Here is a 19246-nt window from a genome sequence, read left to right on the forward strand (position 1 = left end):
CGTAAGCACAGGTTGTTCATTTCGTCTCAAGAAGCTTACGCGCTGTGTCTGACTTTGCTTTACACCCCGACTCGCATCTGTTCCAAGTACAGCACCCCGCCTGGGCGGCTCACGCTAGCATCTACGAAGTAAATGTGCGCCAGTACACGTCAGAGGGCACGTTTCGGGCCTTCGAGGCGCATTTGCCGCGCTTGGCTGATATGGGCGTGGGCATTATTTGGCTGATGCCGATTCATCCGATTGGCGCCGTCAACCGCAAGGGCACGCTGGGCAGCCAGTATGCAGTGCAAGACTATTATGGCGTGAATCCGGAGTTTGGCACGCTCGACGATTTGCGCCACCTTGTGCAAGCAGCCCATGAGCTTGGCCTCTACGTGCTGATTGACTGGGTAGCCAACCACACCGCCTGGGACAATCCGCTCGTGACCGAGCACCCCGAATGGTACACCCGCGACGCGGCCGGCAACTTCGTGCCGCCCATCCCCGACTGGCACGACGTCATCGACCTCGACTACAACCAGCCGGGCCTGCGCCGCTACATGACCGACGCGCTGCTGTACTGGATGCGCGAAGCCGACATCGACGGCTACCGCTGCGACGTGGCCGGCCTCGTGCCCACCGATTTTTGGGACGCCGCCCGCCAGGAGCTAGACCAAGTGAAACCCGTGTTCATGCTGGCCGAATGGGACGAGTTGTACCCCTCGGGTGGCCTCACGTGGGAAGAATTCGACGGCAACACCCGTCTGCTCGAACGCGCCTTCGACATGACGTTTGGCTTGCGCCTGCACTACCTGCTCGACCACATTGCCGAGGGCAAGCAGCCGCTCCACGACATCGATGTTTACCTCGCCGCCGAACGGGCCAAATATCCGCCGAGCGTGTACCTGATGCACTTCACCAGCAACCACGATGTGAACAGTTGGGATGGCACCGAGTATGAACGCCTAGGTGCCAATGCCTTGCCCTTCGCTGTGCTGACAGCTCTGCTACCGGGTATGCCACTCGTGTACAGCGGCCAAGAAGGCGCCTTGCAAAAACGGCTAGCCTTCTTCGACCAAGACCCAATAGACTGGCAAGACTACCCGCTACAGGAGTTTTACACCAAGCTGCTACAGCTCAACAAGCGCCACCCGGCCTTGCATAATGGCGTTCTGGAAAGCCGCTTCGAGCGCCTACCCTCTGCCTCCGAGGTGTACGCCTTCATCCGCCGCCACGAGGAAGCGGCCGTGCTTGCTGCCATCAACATAAGCTCCACGCCGCAAGAGCTTACACTACCCGCTGGAGCTAGTGGCATCTACTACGACGTGTTCAGTGGCGAAAAGCTGGAGTTGCAAGCTGACTCGAAACTAGCCGTTTCCCCTCACGGCTGGCGGGTACTAGAACGGGTGTAAAGGCACTAACTGAGAAGCGCGCGTTTTCTTTGGGTTAAGCCTCAGAATGGGAATCCCAAAGATGGATTTACTCCCGTTTTGAAACGCAGCATACTTGCCGTTTAAATGAGACCAAGAATCCTAACTGCTTGAGTGAAATGGCTTAGGCTCTTTTCTCCAGTTCACATTATTGTATTGTTACCATACTGGTACGAAGAATGCAAGAAGTATAGAGTACTCCAATTCTTTGAACCATGAAACTAACTCACCACGAATTTCTCACGTTACCGGCTGAGGAGCAATGTGGCTACTTGTTTAGCCATGGAACCTATTTAGCTGGCCGTCCTGAAGGCAACTATAGCATAAACCTCTACCACATGGGCACCTATTACTGTGAGCTGTGGATGGAGCAGACTTGCCCTGAACTCGATTTCTTCCGCACGTTCACCAACCAGCGTTGCCTTGAGCCTTATCTTTTGCAGCTAGATTTGCCATTAGAGCCTAGCATTATCAACCGGCAGCAAGATAGCAAGCCGTAAGTGTATTTCTTGTTCGTTAAGCCGCCCCGGCAGCAGAAGCCAAGTCTGACTTCTGCTGCCGGGGCGGCTTGCTGATAGAATTTCGTAACCGAATCCCAGATTTGCAGTTTGATAGCATGTTCTAGCCACTCTCGTGAGTGGCTTTATTCATTCTACTAACATGCAACACCGTGAACTAGGCCGTTCTGGCCTCCATATAGCGCCACTCGTATTGGGTGGCAACGTCTTTGGCTGGACGGCCGACGAACCTACTTCATTCCAGATTCTAGATGCTTTTGTGGCGGGCGGCGGCAACGCCATTGATACCGCCGATGGCTACTCGGTGTGGGTACCCGGCCACCAAGGCGGCGAATCGGAAACCATTATCGGCAAGTGGCTCAAGCAGCGCGGCCGCCGCGACGATGTGGTCATTGCCACCAAAGTAGGGTGGGAAGTGAATCCCGAAAACAAAGGCCTCGCCAAAAACTACATATTGCGCGCCGTGGAAGGCTCCCTCAAACGTCTTCAAACCGACTACATCGACCTGTACCAGTCGCACAAAGACGATCCGACGGTGCCCGTAGAGGAAACGCTGGAAGCTTACGCGCAACTCGTGAAAGAAGGCAAAGTGCGTGCTATCGGGGCTTCCAACTTCACCGCCGAGCGCCTACGCGAATCGGTGGAAGCCAGCACGAAGCATGGTTTCCCTCGCTACGAGTCGTTGCAGCCGCTCTATAACCTCTACGACCGGGCCGAGTTCGAACAGCAACTGCTGCCCTTGCTACAAGAGCAGCACATCGGCGTAATTCCCTATTACGGCTTAGCAGCTGGCTTCCTCACTGGTAAATACCGCACGGAAGCCGACCTTCAAAAAAGCGCCCGCGGTGGTGGAGTCGGCCAGAAATACCTCAACGAAAAAGGCCTGACCATTCTGCGTGCCCTTGACGCGGTAGCGGCCCGCCAGCAAGCCACGCCCGCCCAAGTGGCGTTAGCCTGGATTATGGCGCAGCCCGGTCTTACCGCGCCCATTGCCAGTGCCACTAGCGCCGAGCAAGTGACCGAACTACTAAAAGCCGTCGAGCTGCAACTCAGCGCTCAGGATTTGCAGGAGCTTGGTGAAGCCAGCTCCTAACAGCGGCATCAAGTAGTAGCTGACGAATAGTTAACTTGCTTACTATTAATCCTTAACGCCAGCGCCTTGCATAAGGCACTGGCGTTTTTGTTGTCGCTGTTCTTGAGTGCAACGTGCATAAGCCCGTCGTTGGCATGGGCACCTACCAACGCCTTTCGGCTTTCGTATGCCTGCTGCTTGCTATGATGTGCGGCACATGCGCAAGCACGGAGTGCTGTAGCAACTGCTCAAGCGCCGCAATGGGTTTATAAAGATTTATAAATTCTGTTATAACCTGATTTATTGGCAGATACCTACAACTAGGTTTCCCTTCTAATTAGCCAGCAGTTTGCGAACTAGCATTTGCGGCCCTACTTTCACTTGTTTGCCTGTTGTAGGCCCGTCCTCGTCCATCCTTGTATGACCATCCGCGAAGCTACTTCCCACGACCTCGACGAGCTGTACCGGCTGTGGTGCGAACTGATGGAAATGCACCAAGCCTACCACCCCGTTTTTGGGTACCATCGGGCCGCCAAAGCGGAACTGCGACGTCTGCTGCGTGACCGGCTCTATGAAGCCTACACCCGCATTTTTGTGGTGGAAAAACCGGGTGGACTGGCCGGCCTGTTGGTGGCCACTTATCAGATTGGCAGCCGGGGTATGCACTTTCACCGCCGCGGCTATATCGCCGAAACCATTGTGGAGGAAGCACATCGTCGGCAAGGCATGGGGCGGGCACTCTTTAGCTCAGCCAAAGCGTGGCTTACCGTGCAAGGAGCCGACCATCTTGAACTGCAGGTAGCTATTGCCAACCCGGCGGCGCAGCACTTTTGGGCGGCCCAAGGCTTCACGGTCGCCACACAGCACATGATCCTGCCCATGGTCGAGCTGTAAGGCAAAAACGTTGCAAACACTTGGCCGCAAGCTCAACAAGCACCAAACAGAACAGTAAGATATTGCGTTAGGAAGACCTGCGCTGTTGCGCTGCTCACTTCTGGCCCGACTGTTTATGTTACTCACAGCCCCTGTTGATCCATTCGACTGGAATAGATTTTTCTTATCAGACAATGCCCCGCCGCTGTATCTGCTGGAAATAGCATTACGCTGCCTGCTCACGTACTTGCTGGTACTTGGGGCGCTGCGTGTAACCGGTCGGCGGGGCGTGCGGCAACTGTCCATCTTCGAGCTAAGCATCATTTTGGCCTTGGGCTCGGCCGCCGGCGACGCCATGTTCTACGACGACGTGCCGATGCTGCACGTCTTGGTCGTGTTTGTGATGGTGTCGGCGCTTTACCTGGTTTTCAACCGACTCACCGAAAAATTTCCTCGTTTCAGCGACTGGCTGGAAGGAGCCCCCGTGTTGCTGGTAGAAAACGGCGAGATTAACCTTGCCAATTTCAACAAACAGAAGCTCACTCAAAAAGAGTTGTTTGGTGAGCTGCGGCAGCATCAGGTAGAGCACCTCGGCCAAGTACGCCGCGCTTATATTGAGGCCACTGGCAACTTCAGCTCTTTTTTCTTTGAAGATGATGATGTCCGCCCGGGCTTGCCTATTCTGCCCGAAGGCCTGATGCAGCCACCTCGCCAAGTTGAAAAAGCGGGTCTGCACGCCTGTTCTTTGTGCGGCCACGTGCAAGAGCTACCACAACACACGGCCCACTGCACTGTGTGCAACAACGATACGTGGCTTGAAGCGTGTACTGCCAAACGGCAAGCTTAGCAACCAACTACTCAAACTTGCTCGGCAGACTCCGTAGCGGCCGTGAGTTGCTTGACCAGCCACCGTACCACATCAGCATCTACTTGGTCTCGGCATTCATCTAGCCCATGCCGGCAACCGGGATAGAGCAAGATTTCTTTGGGTTCCTGCGCACGGTTATATATGCTTTTCGAGCAAGCATCCGACAAGATTTCGTCGGCCGTGCCGTGTAGCACCAGCAACGGCCGCGGACTGACGCGCGGAGCCAAGTCGGTACCGTAAGTTTGGCTGCTCATGGCTACCACGGCTACCACTTCGTCGCTAAGCGCCCCGGCACTTATCACTACGGCCCCGCCAAACGAGTGCCCTACCAGCGCAACGGCTCTATAGCCGAGTTGCCGCACCAGATACTGCACTCCTAGTAGAGTATCAACCACGCAGTCTTCCAAGTAATTAGGTTTGCGGTAGTGCAGGCGCAACGAAGCAATGCCCTGCGCCGCCAAATGCCCTGCCAGTCGGGGGTACATGCCCCACGCGGGCCCGTCGAGGCCACCGCCTGAACCTCCGACCCACACCACGGCCGCCGCCCCGGCTGCGGTCGGGTGCAAGCGGGCCGCAATTACGCCCGCGTTGGTTTCCAGTAATAGCGCCTCTACCCCGTGCTCGTCCGTACTATCAACCGTTACTGCTTTCAACACAAATTCCTGTTCCTGCCGCCTAGCCATACTAGTGTAGTTGATTTTCTGCCTTCTATAGGGGTGTACTGATACGGCCTGACATTGATGCTGCGGAGGTTGCAACGGTATAGTCTCACGCAGGAGCTTGTCCTGCATTTTTGATCACCTCCACGGCATAGCCTAGCTGCTTTGCATACCTTCACCAGTACTTGCAACTGCGGTTACAGTCCTCTCCTGTCTGATTTTGTCTTTACCGTTTAGCTTAAAAACGTATGATCGGTCTGCTTCACGTTCACCACATTGCTATCATCTGCCAAGACTACGCGGTGTCCAAGCGGTTTTATACCGAAGTTCTAGGTTTGGAAATTATTCGGGAAGTGCACCGCGTCGAGCGACAGTCGTGGAAACTGGATTTGGCGTTGCAAGGCCAGTACGTTATCGAGTTGTTTTCCTTTCCTGAGCCTCCACCCCGCCCCAACCGCCCCGAAGCCGCCGGCTTGCGCCACTTGGCCTTCGCCGTCTCCGACCTAGACGCTACTGTCCACGGCCTAGCGGCACACGGTGTAGCCTCGGAACCCATTCGAGTCGATGAGTTTACCGACCGACGCTTCACGTTCATTCAGGACCCCGACGGGCTGCCGTTAGAGTTTTATGAAGCTTAATGCTCTGTCACTACCCTGCAGCTTACATAATAGTGAGCTTCCAATAGCTTATTGGTGTATGATCGGAATACGATTCCCGCTTTAGGTAAAGGACAGTTGACGAGGTCCAGAAAATTTCTTCAGGCTCCCACGTGGTTGGCTGCGTCTCCCATACTTTCTGTAGCACCCCGTCCTTCATTTGAAATAGTTGAACTATATTAGGCTGTCCGCCGCTGTACTCTAGTCCGGGACAGATGGCAACTACCTGTTTTTGGTCGGGCGCATATAGTGGCGCGCCCCACAAGGTTAGTCGCCGCCCATTTTTTGCAATCAGCCACCATTCCGATGTTTCATAGCGGGTTACTTTCACTACGTGCCGCTGAAAACTGGTTAGGTAACCCATGTAAGTGTAGGTAATCTGCTCGTCTTCGGAGTGGCCTTGCTTGACTTGGGTTTCCCGTATTACCAGATCCCGAAACACCTGTAGCCCTTGCGTAGTAGGGACAGTCAGCGTAGAGCCTGTTTTTTTGAGTGGGTATGTGGTGGCGGGCTTCGCTGTAGTGGCTGCTTTACGAGCCTGGCTGTATTCTGAGGCAGATATTTCGCTGAACGTCACGGTTGGTGCAGAAGGCAAGAGCATACTTGCTGTGCTACTTAACCAGAAAACCCAAATAGGTACAGAGACCATAGTAGTGCTGTAAAGCAAGAGCGCGCTTCAAAGTACATCTTTTCATGCTCCACATTATGTTCCTGAGCACTCATTAGATGCTTTTGGTACTGCTGATCGGCCTTTCGCTGCTTTAAATGTGAAGCTTTTCCTGTGGCGGAGAGATGATTCGGCGTTACCTTGCCTCCGTTATGCCCGAACCACAGCAGCCGCTTCCGTACCTCATCATTGACTTCGATAGTACGTTCACGCAAGTAGAAGGCCTCGACGAACTAGCCGATATTGCCCTAGAAGGCCACCCCGACCGAGAAAAGGTAGTTGGCGCGATTCGCGCTCTTACCGACCGAGGCATGAGCGGAGAGCTGAATTTCTCGGAGTCGTTGAAGCAGCGGCTGGCGCTGCTGCCCGCGCATCAGCGGCATCTGGCGCCGCTGGTGGAGCGGCTGAAAGGCAAGGTGTCGGAGAGCATCGTGCGCAACCGGGGCTTCTTCGAGCAGTTTCGGGGGCGGGTGTATATCGTGAGCAGTGGCTTCCGCGAGTTCATTGAGCCGGTGGTAGCTGAGTATGGTATTGCCGCCGATTTCGTGCTGGCCAACACATTCACCTACGCCCCCGACGGCAGCATCAACGGCTTCGACACCACCAATATTTTGAGCCGCGACGGTGGCAAAATCGAGCAACTGCGCCAACTCGACCTCCTGGGCGACGTGTACGTGCTCGGCGACGGCTACACCGACTACCAGATCCGGGAAGCGGGCCTGGCCAACCGCTTCTACGCCTTCACCGAAAATGTAACCCGCGACGCCGTCGTGGCCCGCGCCGATGAAGTGCTGCCTTCCTTCGACGAATTTCTCTACCAGAACAAGCTTCCCATGACCCTTTCGTACCCCAAAAACCGCATTAAGGTCCTGCTGCTCGAAAACCCTGACGTCCGCGCTGCCGAACTGTTTCGCCAGGAAGGCTACCAAGTGGAAACCATCCCCGGCGGCCTTGACGAAGATGAACTGGTGCAGCACATCGAAGGCGTGAGCATCCTGGGTATTCGCAGTAAAACCAACGTGACGCCCCGCGTACTGGAAGCTGCCAACCGCCTGATTGCGGTGGGTGCGTTCTGCATCGGCACCAACCAGATTGACTTGGCCGGCTGCATGAAGAAAGGCGTGGCGGTGTTCAACGCGCCGTTCAGCAACACCCGCTCGGTGGTGGAACTGGCGCTCGGCGAAATCATCATGCTGGCCCGCCGCATCCCCGACAAAAACCCGAAGATGCACCGCGGCGAATGGGACAAGTCGGCAAAGGGTTCGTTTGAAATCCGGGGCAAAACGCTCGGCATCGTGGGTTACGGCAATATCGGCAGCCAGCTATCGGTGGTAGCCGAGGCGGTCGGCATGAAAGTAGTGTACTATGACGTGGCCGAAAAGCTGCAATTAGGCAACGCCGTAAAGTGCCGCACCCTGGAAGAGCTGCTGCGCCAATCCGACGTAGTAACGCTGCACGTAGACGGCCGCAAGGAAAACACCAACCTCTTCGGAGCCACCGAATTAGCCATGATGAAGCCCGGCGCGCTGCTGCTCAATAACAGCCGCGGCCACATCGTGGACCTGCCTGCCCTGGCCGACGTGCTCCGCTCCGGCCACCTCGGTGGTGCCGCCGTCGACGTGTTTCCGTACGAGCCGAAAACCAACCAGGAGAGCTTCGAGAGTGAGTTGCGTGGCCTGCCCAACGTGCTCTTAACGCCCCATATCGGCGGTAGCACGGCCGAGGCGCAGCGCAACATTGCCGAGTTCGTGCCGGAGCGCATCATGCAGTATATCAACACCGGCAACACGCAGCAGAGCGTCAATTTTCCCAATATTCAGCTACCCGAGCAGCAGGCACACCGCCTCATTCACATCCACGCCAACGTGCCTGGTGTGCTGGCCCGCATCAACAACGTGCTAGCCGCTCACCACGTCAACATCCTCGGCCAGTACCTGAAAACCAACGAGCACATCGGCTACGTGATAACCGACATCGACAAGCAGTACGAGCAGGAAGTAATTGGCGAGTTGCGCAAGGTGGAGCACACCATCAAGTTCCGGGTGCTGTACTAAATAATTGAGGTTTAATAATTTTTCATTTAATCAGTTTGTCATGCTGCGCTTGTCGAAGCATGACATTCTTTTTTGCTTGTTGTCCACGGCTTCGTCAACTGCCTATTCCTTGGTAGCGTAGTTCTGCTGAAAACCTAATGCACATGGAAGCAAACGAGAATAGTGAGCAGTATCTCAAGGCCATCCGGCTCATTAACACCGATGATGAGCACTGCACATTTGAGGTAGGTAAGCTTCCAATTCAAGCCCACATAGCGGCTACTTACTTTTTTGGTAAGACTGAAGTAAGCAATGAACATAAGCCGCATCCTGCTCCCCGTACGCAGTTTGTCGTCACGCTCAAAGGCAAGCTGCGCTTCACAGTAAGCAACGGCGACACATTCATTGTCGAGCCTGGCACTATTCTTCTGGCGGAAGATACCAAAGGCCCTGGCCACAGTTGGGAGCTACTGGAGGGGGATACTTGGGAACGGCTTTATATTCCTTTCGCACCCGGCACCAACCACGGCTTTATCCCTGACAAGGGCATGCCGTCGAACACCAAGTAGCTTCGAAAGGGTGCCACCTTCAACGGCCTCAGATTCCGCTTTTGCTGTGGAGCCGGAGGCCGTTGGGGATATAGGCGACGCTAATTTTGTAACAGGTATTTTCGGCACCTACTCTCCTAGCCGCTTTTCGTAATCGTAGTCGGCGAAAGAAACCTGGCCAAAGTCGCGGACGGTTTCGATATGGGTTTCGACTTTTTCGGGGTCGGCGGCGTGGAAACTGTCGCCGCCTTCGCGGTGCAGGTACCACTGTTTGTCGGCGGGGGCGTATTTGAAGGTGCTGATGTGGGTCCAGCGCCAGCCGCTGCCGCCGTAGTGCTCCACGGAGAAGAATCCTTTTTTAATGGTGATGCCCTGATATGGGTCGCCCATCATGCCGCCGCAGCCAGAACACATGACGGCTCGGTCGTTGCGGGCAGCTAGTTGGTAGCGGTGGTTGGGCTGGCCGAGCAGCAGCAGTAAAGGCCGGTCCAGGGTGTCGCCCATTGCGGAGGTATCGGGATCTATGCGTTGGAGCACGAGCACCTTATCGGGCAAAGCATCCAGGTTCAGGTCGCCGGAGGTGGCTTCAAGCAGGTTATACCCGGTCGGAATAAACGGTGCTAGCTGCTGCACAGAATCAGGAGCAGCAGTGGGTTCCACTTTCCTCGCTGCACTGGTTACCAGCTTTTGATTGGCTGGTACCGCAACAGCAGGCACGGAGGCTTCCATTCGCGTTTTTGACTGCTTTTGGCAGGCGTTGAGACCAACTACCAGAAACAGTGCTTGAATGATGCAGGTGTACTTGTTTCTCATGTTGCTTGAATAGCTGAAGATAGATAAGAAGCAATGGTATGCGCGGCGCAAATTGGAATAAGCAATTAGGTTTTCATCCTTCGTATGAAATTGCATTTCAGGCAGTTGCAATTGCAAGGTCCGCTGACTATCTTCCTATATAATCGGCTGCTATGAAAACGTATCTACTTGGTCTACTGCTAGTACTGGGCTTTTCTGCAAGTGCCCAAAAACCGATGTCCTTCACACTGAAAGGCACAATTGGCAAACTAAACTCACCAGCCAAAGTATTCTTGTTGCAGGATGGCAGCTTCAATGACTTTGCCGTTCTGCACAATGGTGCTTTCGAGTTGAAAGGCACTGTAGACGTCCCAAATACACCATGTTACTACTAGTGCCAAGCGGGAAACTCAGTGACGCTTTTGGTGCCCCAACGTAGACCGCATTTTCTTTTTCCTAGGAGAAGGACCCACCCTATTCCATAGTGCTGACTCCCTAAAGAATGCTAAAATCACGGGGTCCAAGCTAACGACGGAATACGAGAATTTGCAGACATCACTATTGCCCATCAACAACAAGATGCAGGCTCTGATGGCACAATATCCGGCGGCGCCGGAGCAGCAGTCCCCAGAACTCATGAAGCGTTTGGAGGCACAGAAGGAAGCGCTTACGCAAGAGCGCAATCAGCAAACCGAGGCTTTCATCAAAGCCAATCCAAACTCGTACGTAAGCTTGGATGCGTTGAAACGGATGGGCGGCAGAGTTCCGCAGTATGCGAAAATAGCACCGCTTTATAATGCGTTAGCCCCAACTATCCGGAATAGCTTAGGTGGGCGAGAATATGGCGCACGGCTTCAGGTTGTTCAAGCAGCCGTTGTCGGTACGGGTACGCAACTTCCCGACGACCCGGCGGTGAAACTAGCTGTCGAGAAGTACGAAGAAGAGCAGGAGAAAACGCTTGGTGAAAAACGTGAGAAGCAGAACAAGAAGCGCAACAAGCAATTGGCAGCGGCCACTAAGAAGCGCAACAAGCAGCTGGCAGACTATATTAAAGCTAACCCTAACTCGCCTGAGAGCTTAGAGGCCATAAAGGAAATTGGCGGTCCTATACCAGATTATACAGTAGTAATGCCGCTTTACAACGTGCTGGCTCCCGCGGTAAAAAACTCCCCGAAGGGCAAAGCATACAGCCAAATGCTGGAGCGTATCAAAGTTGTTTCCGTTGGGGCAGAAGCGCCCAACTTCATTCAGATGACGCCTGATGGCCAAAAAGTGTCATTGGCTGATTACCGTGGCAAGTATGTATTGGTGGATTTTTGGGCTTCTTGGTGCGGCCCTTGCCGAGCAGAAAATCCCAACTTGACTAAGGTCTACAACGAATACAAAAACCGCAACTTCGACATTCTAGGCGTGTCGCTCGATGATGAGAAGGATCGGGCTAAATGGCTAAAAGCTATCAAGGACGACCAGTTAGCTTGGACGCAAGTCTCAGACTTAAAAGGCCGACATAATGAGGTTGCTACGCGCTACGTCGTACAGGCTATTCCGCAAAACTTCTTGGTTGGCCCCACCGGCAAGATCGTGGCGACGAACCTGCGCGGCGACGACCTAAAGACGACCTTAGCACGATATATCAAATAGGTCGGGGTTTCCACTGGCTGTTTTAAGAGCATTCTTTTCTGGTAAGATGCCTTCTGAACACGAAGGCCTGTGCTCTCACAGCCGCTCTCGTACTTGCGTCAGTACCCGCTCCATTTCCTTGCGGACTTCGCTGGTTTCCACCACGTGGTTGTTGTTCATAAAGCTGAAGGCCAGCAGCCGGCCCGAACGGGTGCGCAGATACCCCACAAGGTTGTGGTTGTTGGTGAGCGTGCCCGTTTTGCCCCATAGCCACGGGCCGTGTGGGTCGCGGTATACGCGGCGCAATGTACCATGGCCTCCCCCGGCGGCTAAGAGGCTAAGCAGGCGCTTTTCGGGCACTTCTTGGTGCAGCTTCAGCAAGAGCGCCACCATGGTACGCGGTGTAACGAGGTTGAGGCGCGAGAGGCCGGAGCCATCTACCCAGCGCGGCGCATCAGGTAGGTTGGCCAGAAACAGGGTGCGCATAACCCGAATTGGCCGACTGGTACTGAGCGAGTCGTCTCCTATCCGGCTCGAGCACATAAGCAGGAGTTGCTCTGCCAAGAAATTGTCGCTCACCTGCAACATGCGGCGGTACAGCGAATCGACCGGCAAACCTTTCACCACCTGAATGCTGTCTTGAGCGTGTAAACGGAAAGGCACCAAACTAATAGGACGGTGCAGGGTATCTTGCAGCAGTTGCAGCAGCAATGCGGAGCTCGTACGGAAAGGCGTTTCGTCGACCCAATTCTTGGTGATAGGAAAGAAGGCAAACCGATTCTCCAGTTCCGGGCGGCGCACGTGGTCATCGGCAGGGTTGGGCGTGCCAGCGGGTACCGGTTCCGTCATGGCTCGGAAGAAGCGCGGGTACACGCGGGGCCGGAGCTTGCCAGCGGTGGCGTAGAAGCGCACCGTATGGCCGTACACTGGAAAAGGGCCTCTCTCGGGCTGGAAATAATAGTTGTAGTCGTCCCAGGTCCAGCCGGGGCCGTAGGCGGTTACATTTGGTATTTCGGCATAGAACAGCTTCTCGGGGCGAGTGCGCAGAAAATCCAGGGCTCGGCGGCTCGGCACGTCGCCGTGCAATAAAGTAGGGTCGCCAGTGCCCCAAAAGATCAGGGAATCGTGGCGCACCACGTAGCGCAGGCTAGGCAGCGAGTCGGAAAGCATGTGCAGACCCGTGTATAAGCTAAACAGCTTCATCACGCTAGCGGGTGTGAAGTACCTCTCAGCGTTGAGTTCAAAGACTTTGGCGCCAGTGGTCGCATCAGTAAGACACACGCCCACATTATGCTGCCGCAACACAGGCGAATCCTGAATCACTTGAGACAACCAAACTGGATTCACAAAGCTTGCGGAAGCCACCGGAGCCGGCGCCACTTGTGCCCGCGTGGGCACGGCAAGCAAACACACCACGCACACAACCAGAGCGCGACAAACAACTACAAAAACTGACATCAAGAAAAGTAACAAGCAAACAGTCCCGCAACATGGGTAAAAGCTCCGCACTTTTCAACTTTCTCTTGCACAGGAATTTTCCCGCATCGGCTTCTGACCGCCCAGCTTTACCAGCGAAGTTAGAGCTCAGCTTTAGACAAGCTGGTCATGGCTGAGTGTTGCCTGCTTACAACTAGTCCTCTGGCAACTGTTTTAGCGCCCAAGGTTTGCCGGCAATTGCGCTGACGTTATAGCGAGCTATTGAGCTGACCTATAAGATAATGTCAATTACCGCCTAACATCCGCTAGGCCGCAACCTCGCTTAGTGCTTGGAGTATGCTAAGCTGTATCGATCATCTAGTTTTTGCTTCCTATGTCTTTCACCAACGAACTACTCAATACTGTGATGCGTCATGCCGGTCAGGAGGTATCACGCAAAGAATTTTTATCCTTAGCCGGCCGCGGGTTGGCGGTGGGAGTAGCGGCGGGCACCCTTGCTGGCTGCCAATCAGATGGGGCTTCCAGTGCTGTGGCGGGCACTCCTACCACCGGTACGCCGGCTTCAGAAGTAAACGCCAACACCATTTATACTGCTCCCAATGGGCAGAAAGTACCTTCATCGGAAGCTGTGTCGCCACCTGCCAAGGTGCCTAGCGAGTTGGATAAACCCATTGAGCTAGAGGCTTGGAAATCAGACGTAGACCCAAAGTCAGGCCCTACTCCTACCCCCATGCCGCCCGACAAACGCGTGGGCTATGCGTTGGTTGGCCTTGGTCACCTCACACTAGAAGAAATTCTGCCGGCTTTCGGCGAGTGCAAGAAATCCAAGCCAGTGGCACTGGTAAGCGGTTCGCCGGAAAAGCTAAAGAAAGTAGCCCAGCAGTACGGCATCAAGCCCGAAAGCTGCTATAGCTACGATAACTACGATAAGCTCAAGGACAACCCCGAGGTGCAGGTTATCTACATCGTGCTGCCCAATTCTATGCACGCTGAGTACACAGTGCGCGGCGCACAAGCTGGCAAGCATATTCTGTGCGAAAAGCCCATGGCTAGCTCTTCTGCTGAGTGCCAGCTTATGATTGATGCCTGCAAAAAGGCCAACAAAAAGCTGATGGTAGCCTACCGCATCCAGTACGAGCCCTATAACCGGCTGGTGCGCGACATGATTCGTGACAGTAAGTTTGGCAAGACCAAGTACATCCAAACCCAAAACAGCCAGAGTTCTGCCAACCCCAACCACTGGCGTCACAAGAAAGACCTCGCGGGCGGCGGCTCCTTGCCCGACATTGGCCTCTACTGCCTAAATACCAGCCGCTTTCTGCTCGGCACTGAGCCGACTGAGGTGTTTGCTTACTCGTACAGCACACCCGGCAATCCGCTGTTCAAGGAAGTAGAAGAGCATATGTCATGGCAGATGCGCTTCCCCGACGGCATTATCGTGGACAGCATCACACACTACAACACCCACGACTCGCGCTTTTACCGCGTGAATTCCGAGCGCGGCTGGCTGCACCTCGACAATGCCTACGCCTACACCGGCCAGCGGCTGCAAACGTCGCACGCTGAGGGCCCGGCCAAAATGCAGAACCAGATTACCATCGAGTCTAAAAACCAGTTTGCCACCGAAATGGACCATTTTTCGGAATGCGTCATGAACGACAAGCCGCCGCACACGCCCGGTGAGGAAGGCCTGCAAGACCACCGCATCATGGAGGCTATCTACCAGTCGGCCCGCGAGGGTAAACCAGTAAAACTCACACCCGTCCAAGGCACCGACGTTTTTCGCGGCCCCGAGCCGAAGCAGGCGTAAATAAGAGTATAGCAAAAAGAAGCTAGATAGAAAGGAGAAGATTAGTTCATCTCCTCATCTAAGAAGAAGGAAATGTTAAAGATTGTTGACTGACAGATAGGCTGGCGTTGCCAAACTATCTGTCATGCTGAGCGCAGCCGAAGCATCTCGCTAGTGTGGTAAACCCTTCTGCTATTGCAACGAGTCGAGCGAGATGCTTCGGCTGCGCTCAGCATGACGGTTTTATAGGTTGTTCTGGAGTTTCAATACCCTAGTTCCCCTCAGATGAAGAGGTGAACTAGGGTATTCTTTTTACTGGGTTTATAGCATTGCCTTTCGCAAAAGCTTGATCTTTTATTACAGCGAACAAGCCAACCTAACTCGACTATGGAAACAAAGCTGTAGCTCAGCCTCGCGCGTAGCACAAAGTTTCGTGGGTTGCCCCGGATATATCCACTAACTTTGTTTCCCGTTATGCCAGACCGAACCCCTACCCCACGGCTGCAACGGCCAAGTATATTTTCGTCACCGGTGGAGTGACCTCCTCGCTAGGCAAAGGCATCATTTCTGCCTCCCTGGCCAAGCTTCTGCAAGCCCGCGGCTTCCGCGTCACCATCCAGAAGTTCGACCCCTACATCAACATCGACCCGGGTACGCTCAACCCCTATGAGCACGGCGAATGTTATGTAACCGATGATGGGGCCGAAACCGACCTCGACCTCGGCCACTACGAGCGGTTCCTGAACGTGCCGACCTCGCAGGCCAACAATGTCACGACGGGCCGCATCTACAACCACGTTATCAGCAAGGAGCGCGAAGGTGCCTACCTCGGCAAGACCGTGCAAGTAGTGCCCCACATCACCGACGAAATCAAGCGGCGCATGCTGCTGCTCGGCGAAGACGACCGGTTCGATGTAGTCATCACCGAAATTGGCGGCTGCATCGGCGACATCGAGAGTTTGCCTTTTGTGGAAGCGGTGCGCCAGCTTCGGTGGGAACTGCCCCCAAATGACTCGCTGGTTATTCACCTCACGCTGCTGCCGTACCTGAAGGCGGCGGGCGAGTTGAAAACCAAGCCCACCCAACACTCCGTGCGCGACCTGCGCGAAGCCGGCTTGCAACCCGATATTCTGGTGTGCCGCTCCGAGCACCCAATTCCGGCCGAAATGCGCCGCAAAATCGCGCTGTTCTGCAACGTCAAAATCAACTCCGTCATCGAAAGCCTTGACGCTGATAGCATCTACTCGGTGCCACTGCTCATGCTGAAAGAGCAGCTCGACGAGCGGGTAATCAAGCGCCTAAAGCTGACTGGCGGTACGCAACAGCCCGACCTGGAAGTATGGAAAGACTTCTTGGGCCGCCTCAAAAACCCGACTGAGGAAGTTACGATTGCGCTAGTTGGTAAGTACGTGGAACTACCCGACGCTTATAAATCCATCAACGAAGCTTTCGTACATGCTGGCGCTCAAAACGAGTGCAAAGTCACAGTGCGCAGCATTCAATCCGACCACATCAACGAAGATAACGTAGCCCAACTGCTGCACGGGGTTGATGGTGTGCTGGTGGCTCCCGGTTTTGGGGAGCGGGGTTTTGAAGGCAAGATTCTGGCCGTGAAGCACGTGCGCGAAAAAGGCATTCCGTTTTTCGGCATTTGTTTGGGCATGCAGGTAGCGGTGGTAGAATTTGCCCGCAACGTGCTCGGCATGAAAGAAGCTTCTTCGACCGAGATGCACCCCCAAACCTCGGCCCCGGTTATTGCCATGATGGAGGAGCAAAAAAACATCACCCAAAAAGGCGGTACCATGCGCCTCGGTGCCTACGACTGCGAATTGCGGCGCGGCTCGAAAGCAGCCAAAGCCTACGGCCGTAACCACATCAGTGAGCGGCACCGCCACCGCTACGAATTCAACAACGAGTACCTGAAGCAGTTCGAGGACGCGGGCATGGTGCCTTCCGGCGTCAATCCTGCTACGGGCCTAGTAGAAGTAGTTGAGTTGCCAAACCATCCGTGGTTTGTAGCCGGGCAGTTTCACCCCGAACTGAAAAGCACAGTTCAGAACCCTCACCCGCTGTTTGTGCGCTTTGTGAAAGCCGCTATCCAGCACCGGAAGGTATAAGGCCAACATACTGATTATGCATGGGTTGGCAAAGTAAGAGCAACGTCATGCTGAGCGCAGGCGCAGTTGTAGGAGAAGCATCTCGCTAGTATAGTAGTGTCAATGGCGCTATATCATCAGCACGCAGGATGGTTCAACTACGGTTGGGCCTGCGCCTGGCATGACGTTCTTTTTCATGATTTTACCTGACAAATCAGCCGACTCATAAATATTCGCCTGACAAGTCCGACCTTTGCGGTAGCGTCGCCGGATTTTTGAAGGGGACGTCAGTACCTCACACTCTTTAGTGCCCTCATTTTTACCTGAATGGACAAAAATTCAGCAACCGGCCTGTTTCTGATTGCGGCCTTGCTTCTCGTCTACCTGTATTTCTTTAAGCCCGAACCGCCCAAAGAGACGCCAGCCGACAAGCCCACTACCGCCGCCAGCGCGAAGCCGGGTACCACCTCTCCTGCTGCCCCCGCTGCCCCCCTCGATTCGGCAGCCGCCGCCCGTACGTTGGGCGCTTTTGCTGGTGCTGCCACCGGTACGGCGCAGCAGGTTCAACTACAGAACGACAACCTGACCGTTACTTTCTCTTCGAAGGGTGGCCGTCCTGAGGCTGTACGCCTCACCAAATACAAGACGTTCTTCGGTAAGCCACTAGACTTGTTTGACGCGCAAAGCGCGCAGATTGATACTCGTTTCCGCACTATCGGTGGTCAAACGGTTCGTTTGTCGGACTTGTATTTCCAGCCTAGCGCGCCGCAGCCGGTAACCGAAGGCGACAAAAAAGGTCAGCGTCTGAGCTTTGTAGCCAGCGTGGCCAGTGGCCAAATCGAGCAGGTCTATACCTTGTTCGACAACTCCTATGAAGTGGGCTACGATTTGCGCTTTACGGGTTTGCAGCAAGCTATGTCGCAGGAGCCGCTTACGTTCACTTTCGTGGACCGTGTGCGCCAAACCGAGCAGGACCTGAAGCAAAACCGCAACCACACTACCATCAACCACTACCTCGCCAACGACGACCACGGCTCTTTAGCTGAGGCCTCGGAGAAGCCCGAGGAGGTGAGCATCACCGAACCACTGAAGTGGGCGGCCCACAAGCACGACTTCTTCGTGGCCGGTATCATTGCCAACAACCAGTTCCCGAATGGCAAGTTTGTATCAACGGTTGACGTAGCCGACAGCACGTTCATCAAAACCTTGAGCTCGACGCTGAGCATTTCGGCTGCCGATGCGCAGCAGGGCAAAGCTAGCTTCCGCTATTTCTTCGGCCCGAACTCGTTTAGCATGCTGAAGGAAGTGGCGCCCGGCTTCGACCGCAACGTGTACTTGGGTTGGGGCGTGTTCCGGTGGGTGAATCAGTTCGTGATTCTGCCGGTGTTCCACGTGCTCGAGAAGTTCATTTCCAGCTACGGCATCATCATCGCGCTGCTCGTGGTGTTGATCAAGCTCGTGACGTGGCCGTTGACGTACAAAACTTACGTTTCGCAGGCTCGCATGAAGGTGCTGAAGCCAGAAATCGACGCCATCAAGGAGAAGGCCGGCGACGACCAGATGAAGGCGCAACAGGAAACCATGAAGCTCTACTCCACTTTTGGAGTTAGCCCGCTGAGTGGCTGCGTACCCACACTGCTCACCATCCCGATCCTGTTTGCCATGTTCCAGTTCTTTCCCAATGCCATTGAGCTGCGGCAAGAGCCGTTTTTGTGGGCCAAGGACTTGAGCACCTACGATTCGCCGATTCTGCTGCCTTTCGCGGTGCCTTTCTTGGGTAGCCATATCAGCTTGTTCACCGTGCTGATGACGCTCTCGACACTGGTGATGACTTGGCAGAGCAACCAAATGAACCCGGCTGCTATGCAAGGTCCGATGAAGTTTTACAGCTACCTGATGCCTGTAATCTTCATGTTCGTCCTAAACAGCTTTGCCGCTGGTTTGACTTGGTACTACCTCGTTTCCAACGTGGTAACGCTCGGCCAGCAGGCCCTCACCCGCCGCCTGGTAGATGACACCAAGATTCGGGCTCAACTCGAAGCCAATAAGATCAAGAACAAAGACAAGAAGCCCGGTGGCTTCTCGGCCCGCCTCCAGGATGCCATGCGCACTGCTCAGGAGCGCGACGCCCAATCCCGTAAAGGCGACGAAGGTACTTCTGCCTCGGTAGAGCCTAAGCCTAAAAAGCCAACCCGCCGCTCGTAGTAAG

Annotated in this window: 17 protein-coding genes; 13 read left to right on the forward strand and 4 right to left on the reverse strand. The window is 54.7% G+C overall.

Annotation, left to right across the window (positions count from 1 at the left end; genetic code table 11):
* The first annotated feature begins 44 nt into the window (after window positions 1-44).
* The 5 genes from MUN86_RS16625 (at window position 45) to MUN86_RS16645 (ending at window position 4719) form a co-directional block, all read left to right on the forward strand.
* On the forward strand, window positions 45-1391 hold the full coding sequence (locus tag MUN86_RS16625) for an alpha-amylase family glycosyl hydrolase (protein WP_245119177.1): 1347 nt from the start codon (window positions 45-47) through the stop codon (window positions 1389-1391).
* A 233-nt stretch (window positions 1392-1624) separates the two neighbouring features.
* Window positions 1625-1909 (forward strand): hypothetical protein, encoded by a 285-nt coding sequence (locus MUN86_RS16630; protein WP_245119178.1) that lies wholly within the window; start codon window positions 1625-1627, stop codon window positions 1907-1909.
* Window positions 1910-2069: 160 nt separating this feature from the next.
* A complete protein-coding gene (locus MUN86_RS16635; RefSeq protein WP_245119179.1) occupies window positions 2070-3020 on the forward strand; it encodes an aldo/keto reductase in 951 nt (316 codons plus the stop codon).
* 399 nt (window positions 3021-3419) lie between these two features.
* On the forward strand, window positions 3420-3893 hold the full coding sequence (locus MUN86_RS16640; protein WP_245119180.1) for a GNAT family N-acetyltransferase: 474 nt from the start codon (window positions 3420-3422) through the stop codon (window positions 3891-3893).
* A 115-nt stretch (window positions 3894-4008) separates the two neighbouring features.
* Window positions 4009-4719, forward strand: coding sequence for a DUF421 domain-containing protein (locus MUN86_RS16645; RefSeq protein WP_245119181.1), 711 nt, complete (start codon window positions 4009-4011; stop codon window positions 4717-4719).
* 11 nt (window positions 4720-4730) lie between these two features.
* Here MUN86_RS16645 and MUN86_RS16650 read toward each other — a convergent pair whose 3' ends face one another.
* The gene (locus MUN86_RS16650; RefSeq protein ID WP_245119182.1) at window positions 4731-5423 is read right to left on the reverse strand and encodes an alpha/beta hydrolase; all 693 of its coding nucleotides are present in this window, start codon (window positions 5421-5423) and stop codon (window positions 4731-4733) included.
* A gap of 224 nt (window positions 5424-5647) precedes the next feature.
* On the opposite strand from MUN86_RS16650, the gene gloA2 reads away from it, so the two are divergent.
* Entirely contained in the window at window positions 5648-6037 is a 390-nt protein-coding gene (gene gloA2 / locus MUN86_RS16655) for an SMU1112c/YaeR family gloxylase I-like metalloprotein (RefSeq protein ID WP_245119183.1), read from the forward strand.
* A gap of 22 nt (window positions 6038-6059) precedes the next feature.
* Here the strand turns inward: gloA2 and MUN86_RS16660 are convergent, their stop codons facing one another.
* A complete protein-coding gene (locus MUN86_RS16660) occupies window positions 6060-6656 on the reverse strand; it encodes a hypothetical protein (RefSeq protein WP_245119184.1) in 597 nt (198 codons plus the stop codon).
* Between the two features lie 218 nt (window positions 6657-6874).
* Between MUN86_RS16660 and serA the strand changes: the two genes are divergently transcribed.
* Window positions 6875-8776: a phosphoglycerate dehydrogenase gene (serA, locus tag MUN86_RS16665; protein WP_245119185.1), complete on the forward strand. Its 1902-nt coding sequence runs from the start codon at window positions 6875-6877 to the stop codon at window positions 8774-8776.
* A 143-nt stretch (window positions 8777-8919) separates the two neighbouring features.
* Window positions 8920-9324 (forward strand): cupin domain-containing protein, encoded by a 405-nt coding sequence (locus MUN86_RS16670; RefSeq protein WP_245119186.1) that lies wholly within the window; start codon window positions 8920-8922, stop codon window positions 9322-9324.
* Between the two features lie 108 nt (window positions 9325-9432).
* On the opposite strand, the gene MUN86_RS16675 is transcribed toward MUN86_RS16670, so the two are convergent.
* Window positions 9433-10116 carry a hypothetical protein gene (locus tag MUN86_RS16675; RefSeq protein ID WP_245119187.1) on the reverse strand — a complete coding sequence of 228 codons (684 nt, stop codon included), beginning with the start codon at window positions 10114-10116 and terminating at the stop codon, window positions 9433-9435.
* A gap of 152 nt (window positions 10117-10268) precedes the next feature.
* Here MUN86_RS16675 and MUN86_RS16680 point away from each other — a divergent pair, with 152 nt between their 5' ends.
* Both MUN86_RS16680 and MUN86_RS16685 read left to right on the forward strand, forming a co-directional pair.
* On the forward strand, window positions 10269-10490 hold the full coding sequence (locus MUN86_RS16680) for a DUF4369 domain-containing protein (protein ID WP_245119188.1): 222 nt from the start codon (window positions 10269-10271) through the stop codon (window positions 10488-10490).
* 151 nt (window positions 10491-10641) lie between these two features.
* Complete coding sequence (locus tag MUN86_RS16685) at window positions 10642-11736, forward strand: peroxiredoxin family protein (RefSeq protein WP_245119189.1); 1095 nt, start codon at window positions 10642-10644, stop codon at window positions 11734-11736.
* 75 nt (window positions 11737-11811) lie between these two features.
* On the opposite strand, the gene MUN86_RS16690 is transcribed toward MUN86_RS16685, so the two are convergent.
* Window positions 11812-13173: a D-alanyl-D-alanine carboxypeptidase/D-alanyl-D-alanine-endopeptidase gene (locus MUN86_RS16690; RefSeq protein ID WP_245119190.1), complete on the reverse strand. Its 1362-nt coding sequence runs from the start codon at window positions 13171-13173 to the stop codon at window positions 11812-11814.
* A 352-nt stretch (window positions 13174-13525) separates the two neighbouring features.
* On the opposite strand from MUN86_RS16690, the gene MUN86_RS16695 reads away from it, so the two are divergent.
* The 3 genes from MUN86_RS16695 (at window position 13526) to yidC (ending at window position 19242) form a co-directional block, all read left to right on the forward strand.
* Window positions 13526-14962, forward strand: a complete 1437-nt coding sequence (locus MUN86_RS16695) for a Gfo/Idh/MocA family oxidoreductase (protein ID WP_245119191.1) — start codon at window positions 13526-13528, stop codon at window positions 14960-14962.
* A gap of 428 nt (window positions 14963-15390) precedes the next feature.
* Window positions 15391-17058, forward strand: a complete 1668-nt coding sequence (gene pyrG / locus MUN86_RS16700) for a CTP synthase (protein ID WP_375379507.1) — start codon at window positions 15391-15393, stop codon at window positions 17056-17058.
* Window positions 17059-17364: 306 nt separating this feature from the next.
* Entirely contained in the window at window positions 17365-19242 is a 1878-nt protein-coding gene (yidC, locus tag MUN86_RS16705; protein WP_245119192.1) for a membrane protein insertase YidC, read from the forward strand.
* Window positions 19243-19246 lie beyond the last annotated feature (4 nt).

The organism is Hymenobacter volaticus (genome assembly GCF_022921055.1).
GTDB lineage: Bacteria > Bacteroidota > Bacteroidia > Cytophagales > Hymenobacteraceae > Hymenobacter > Hymenobacter volaticus.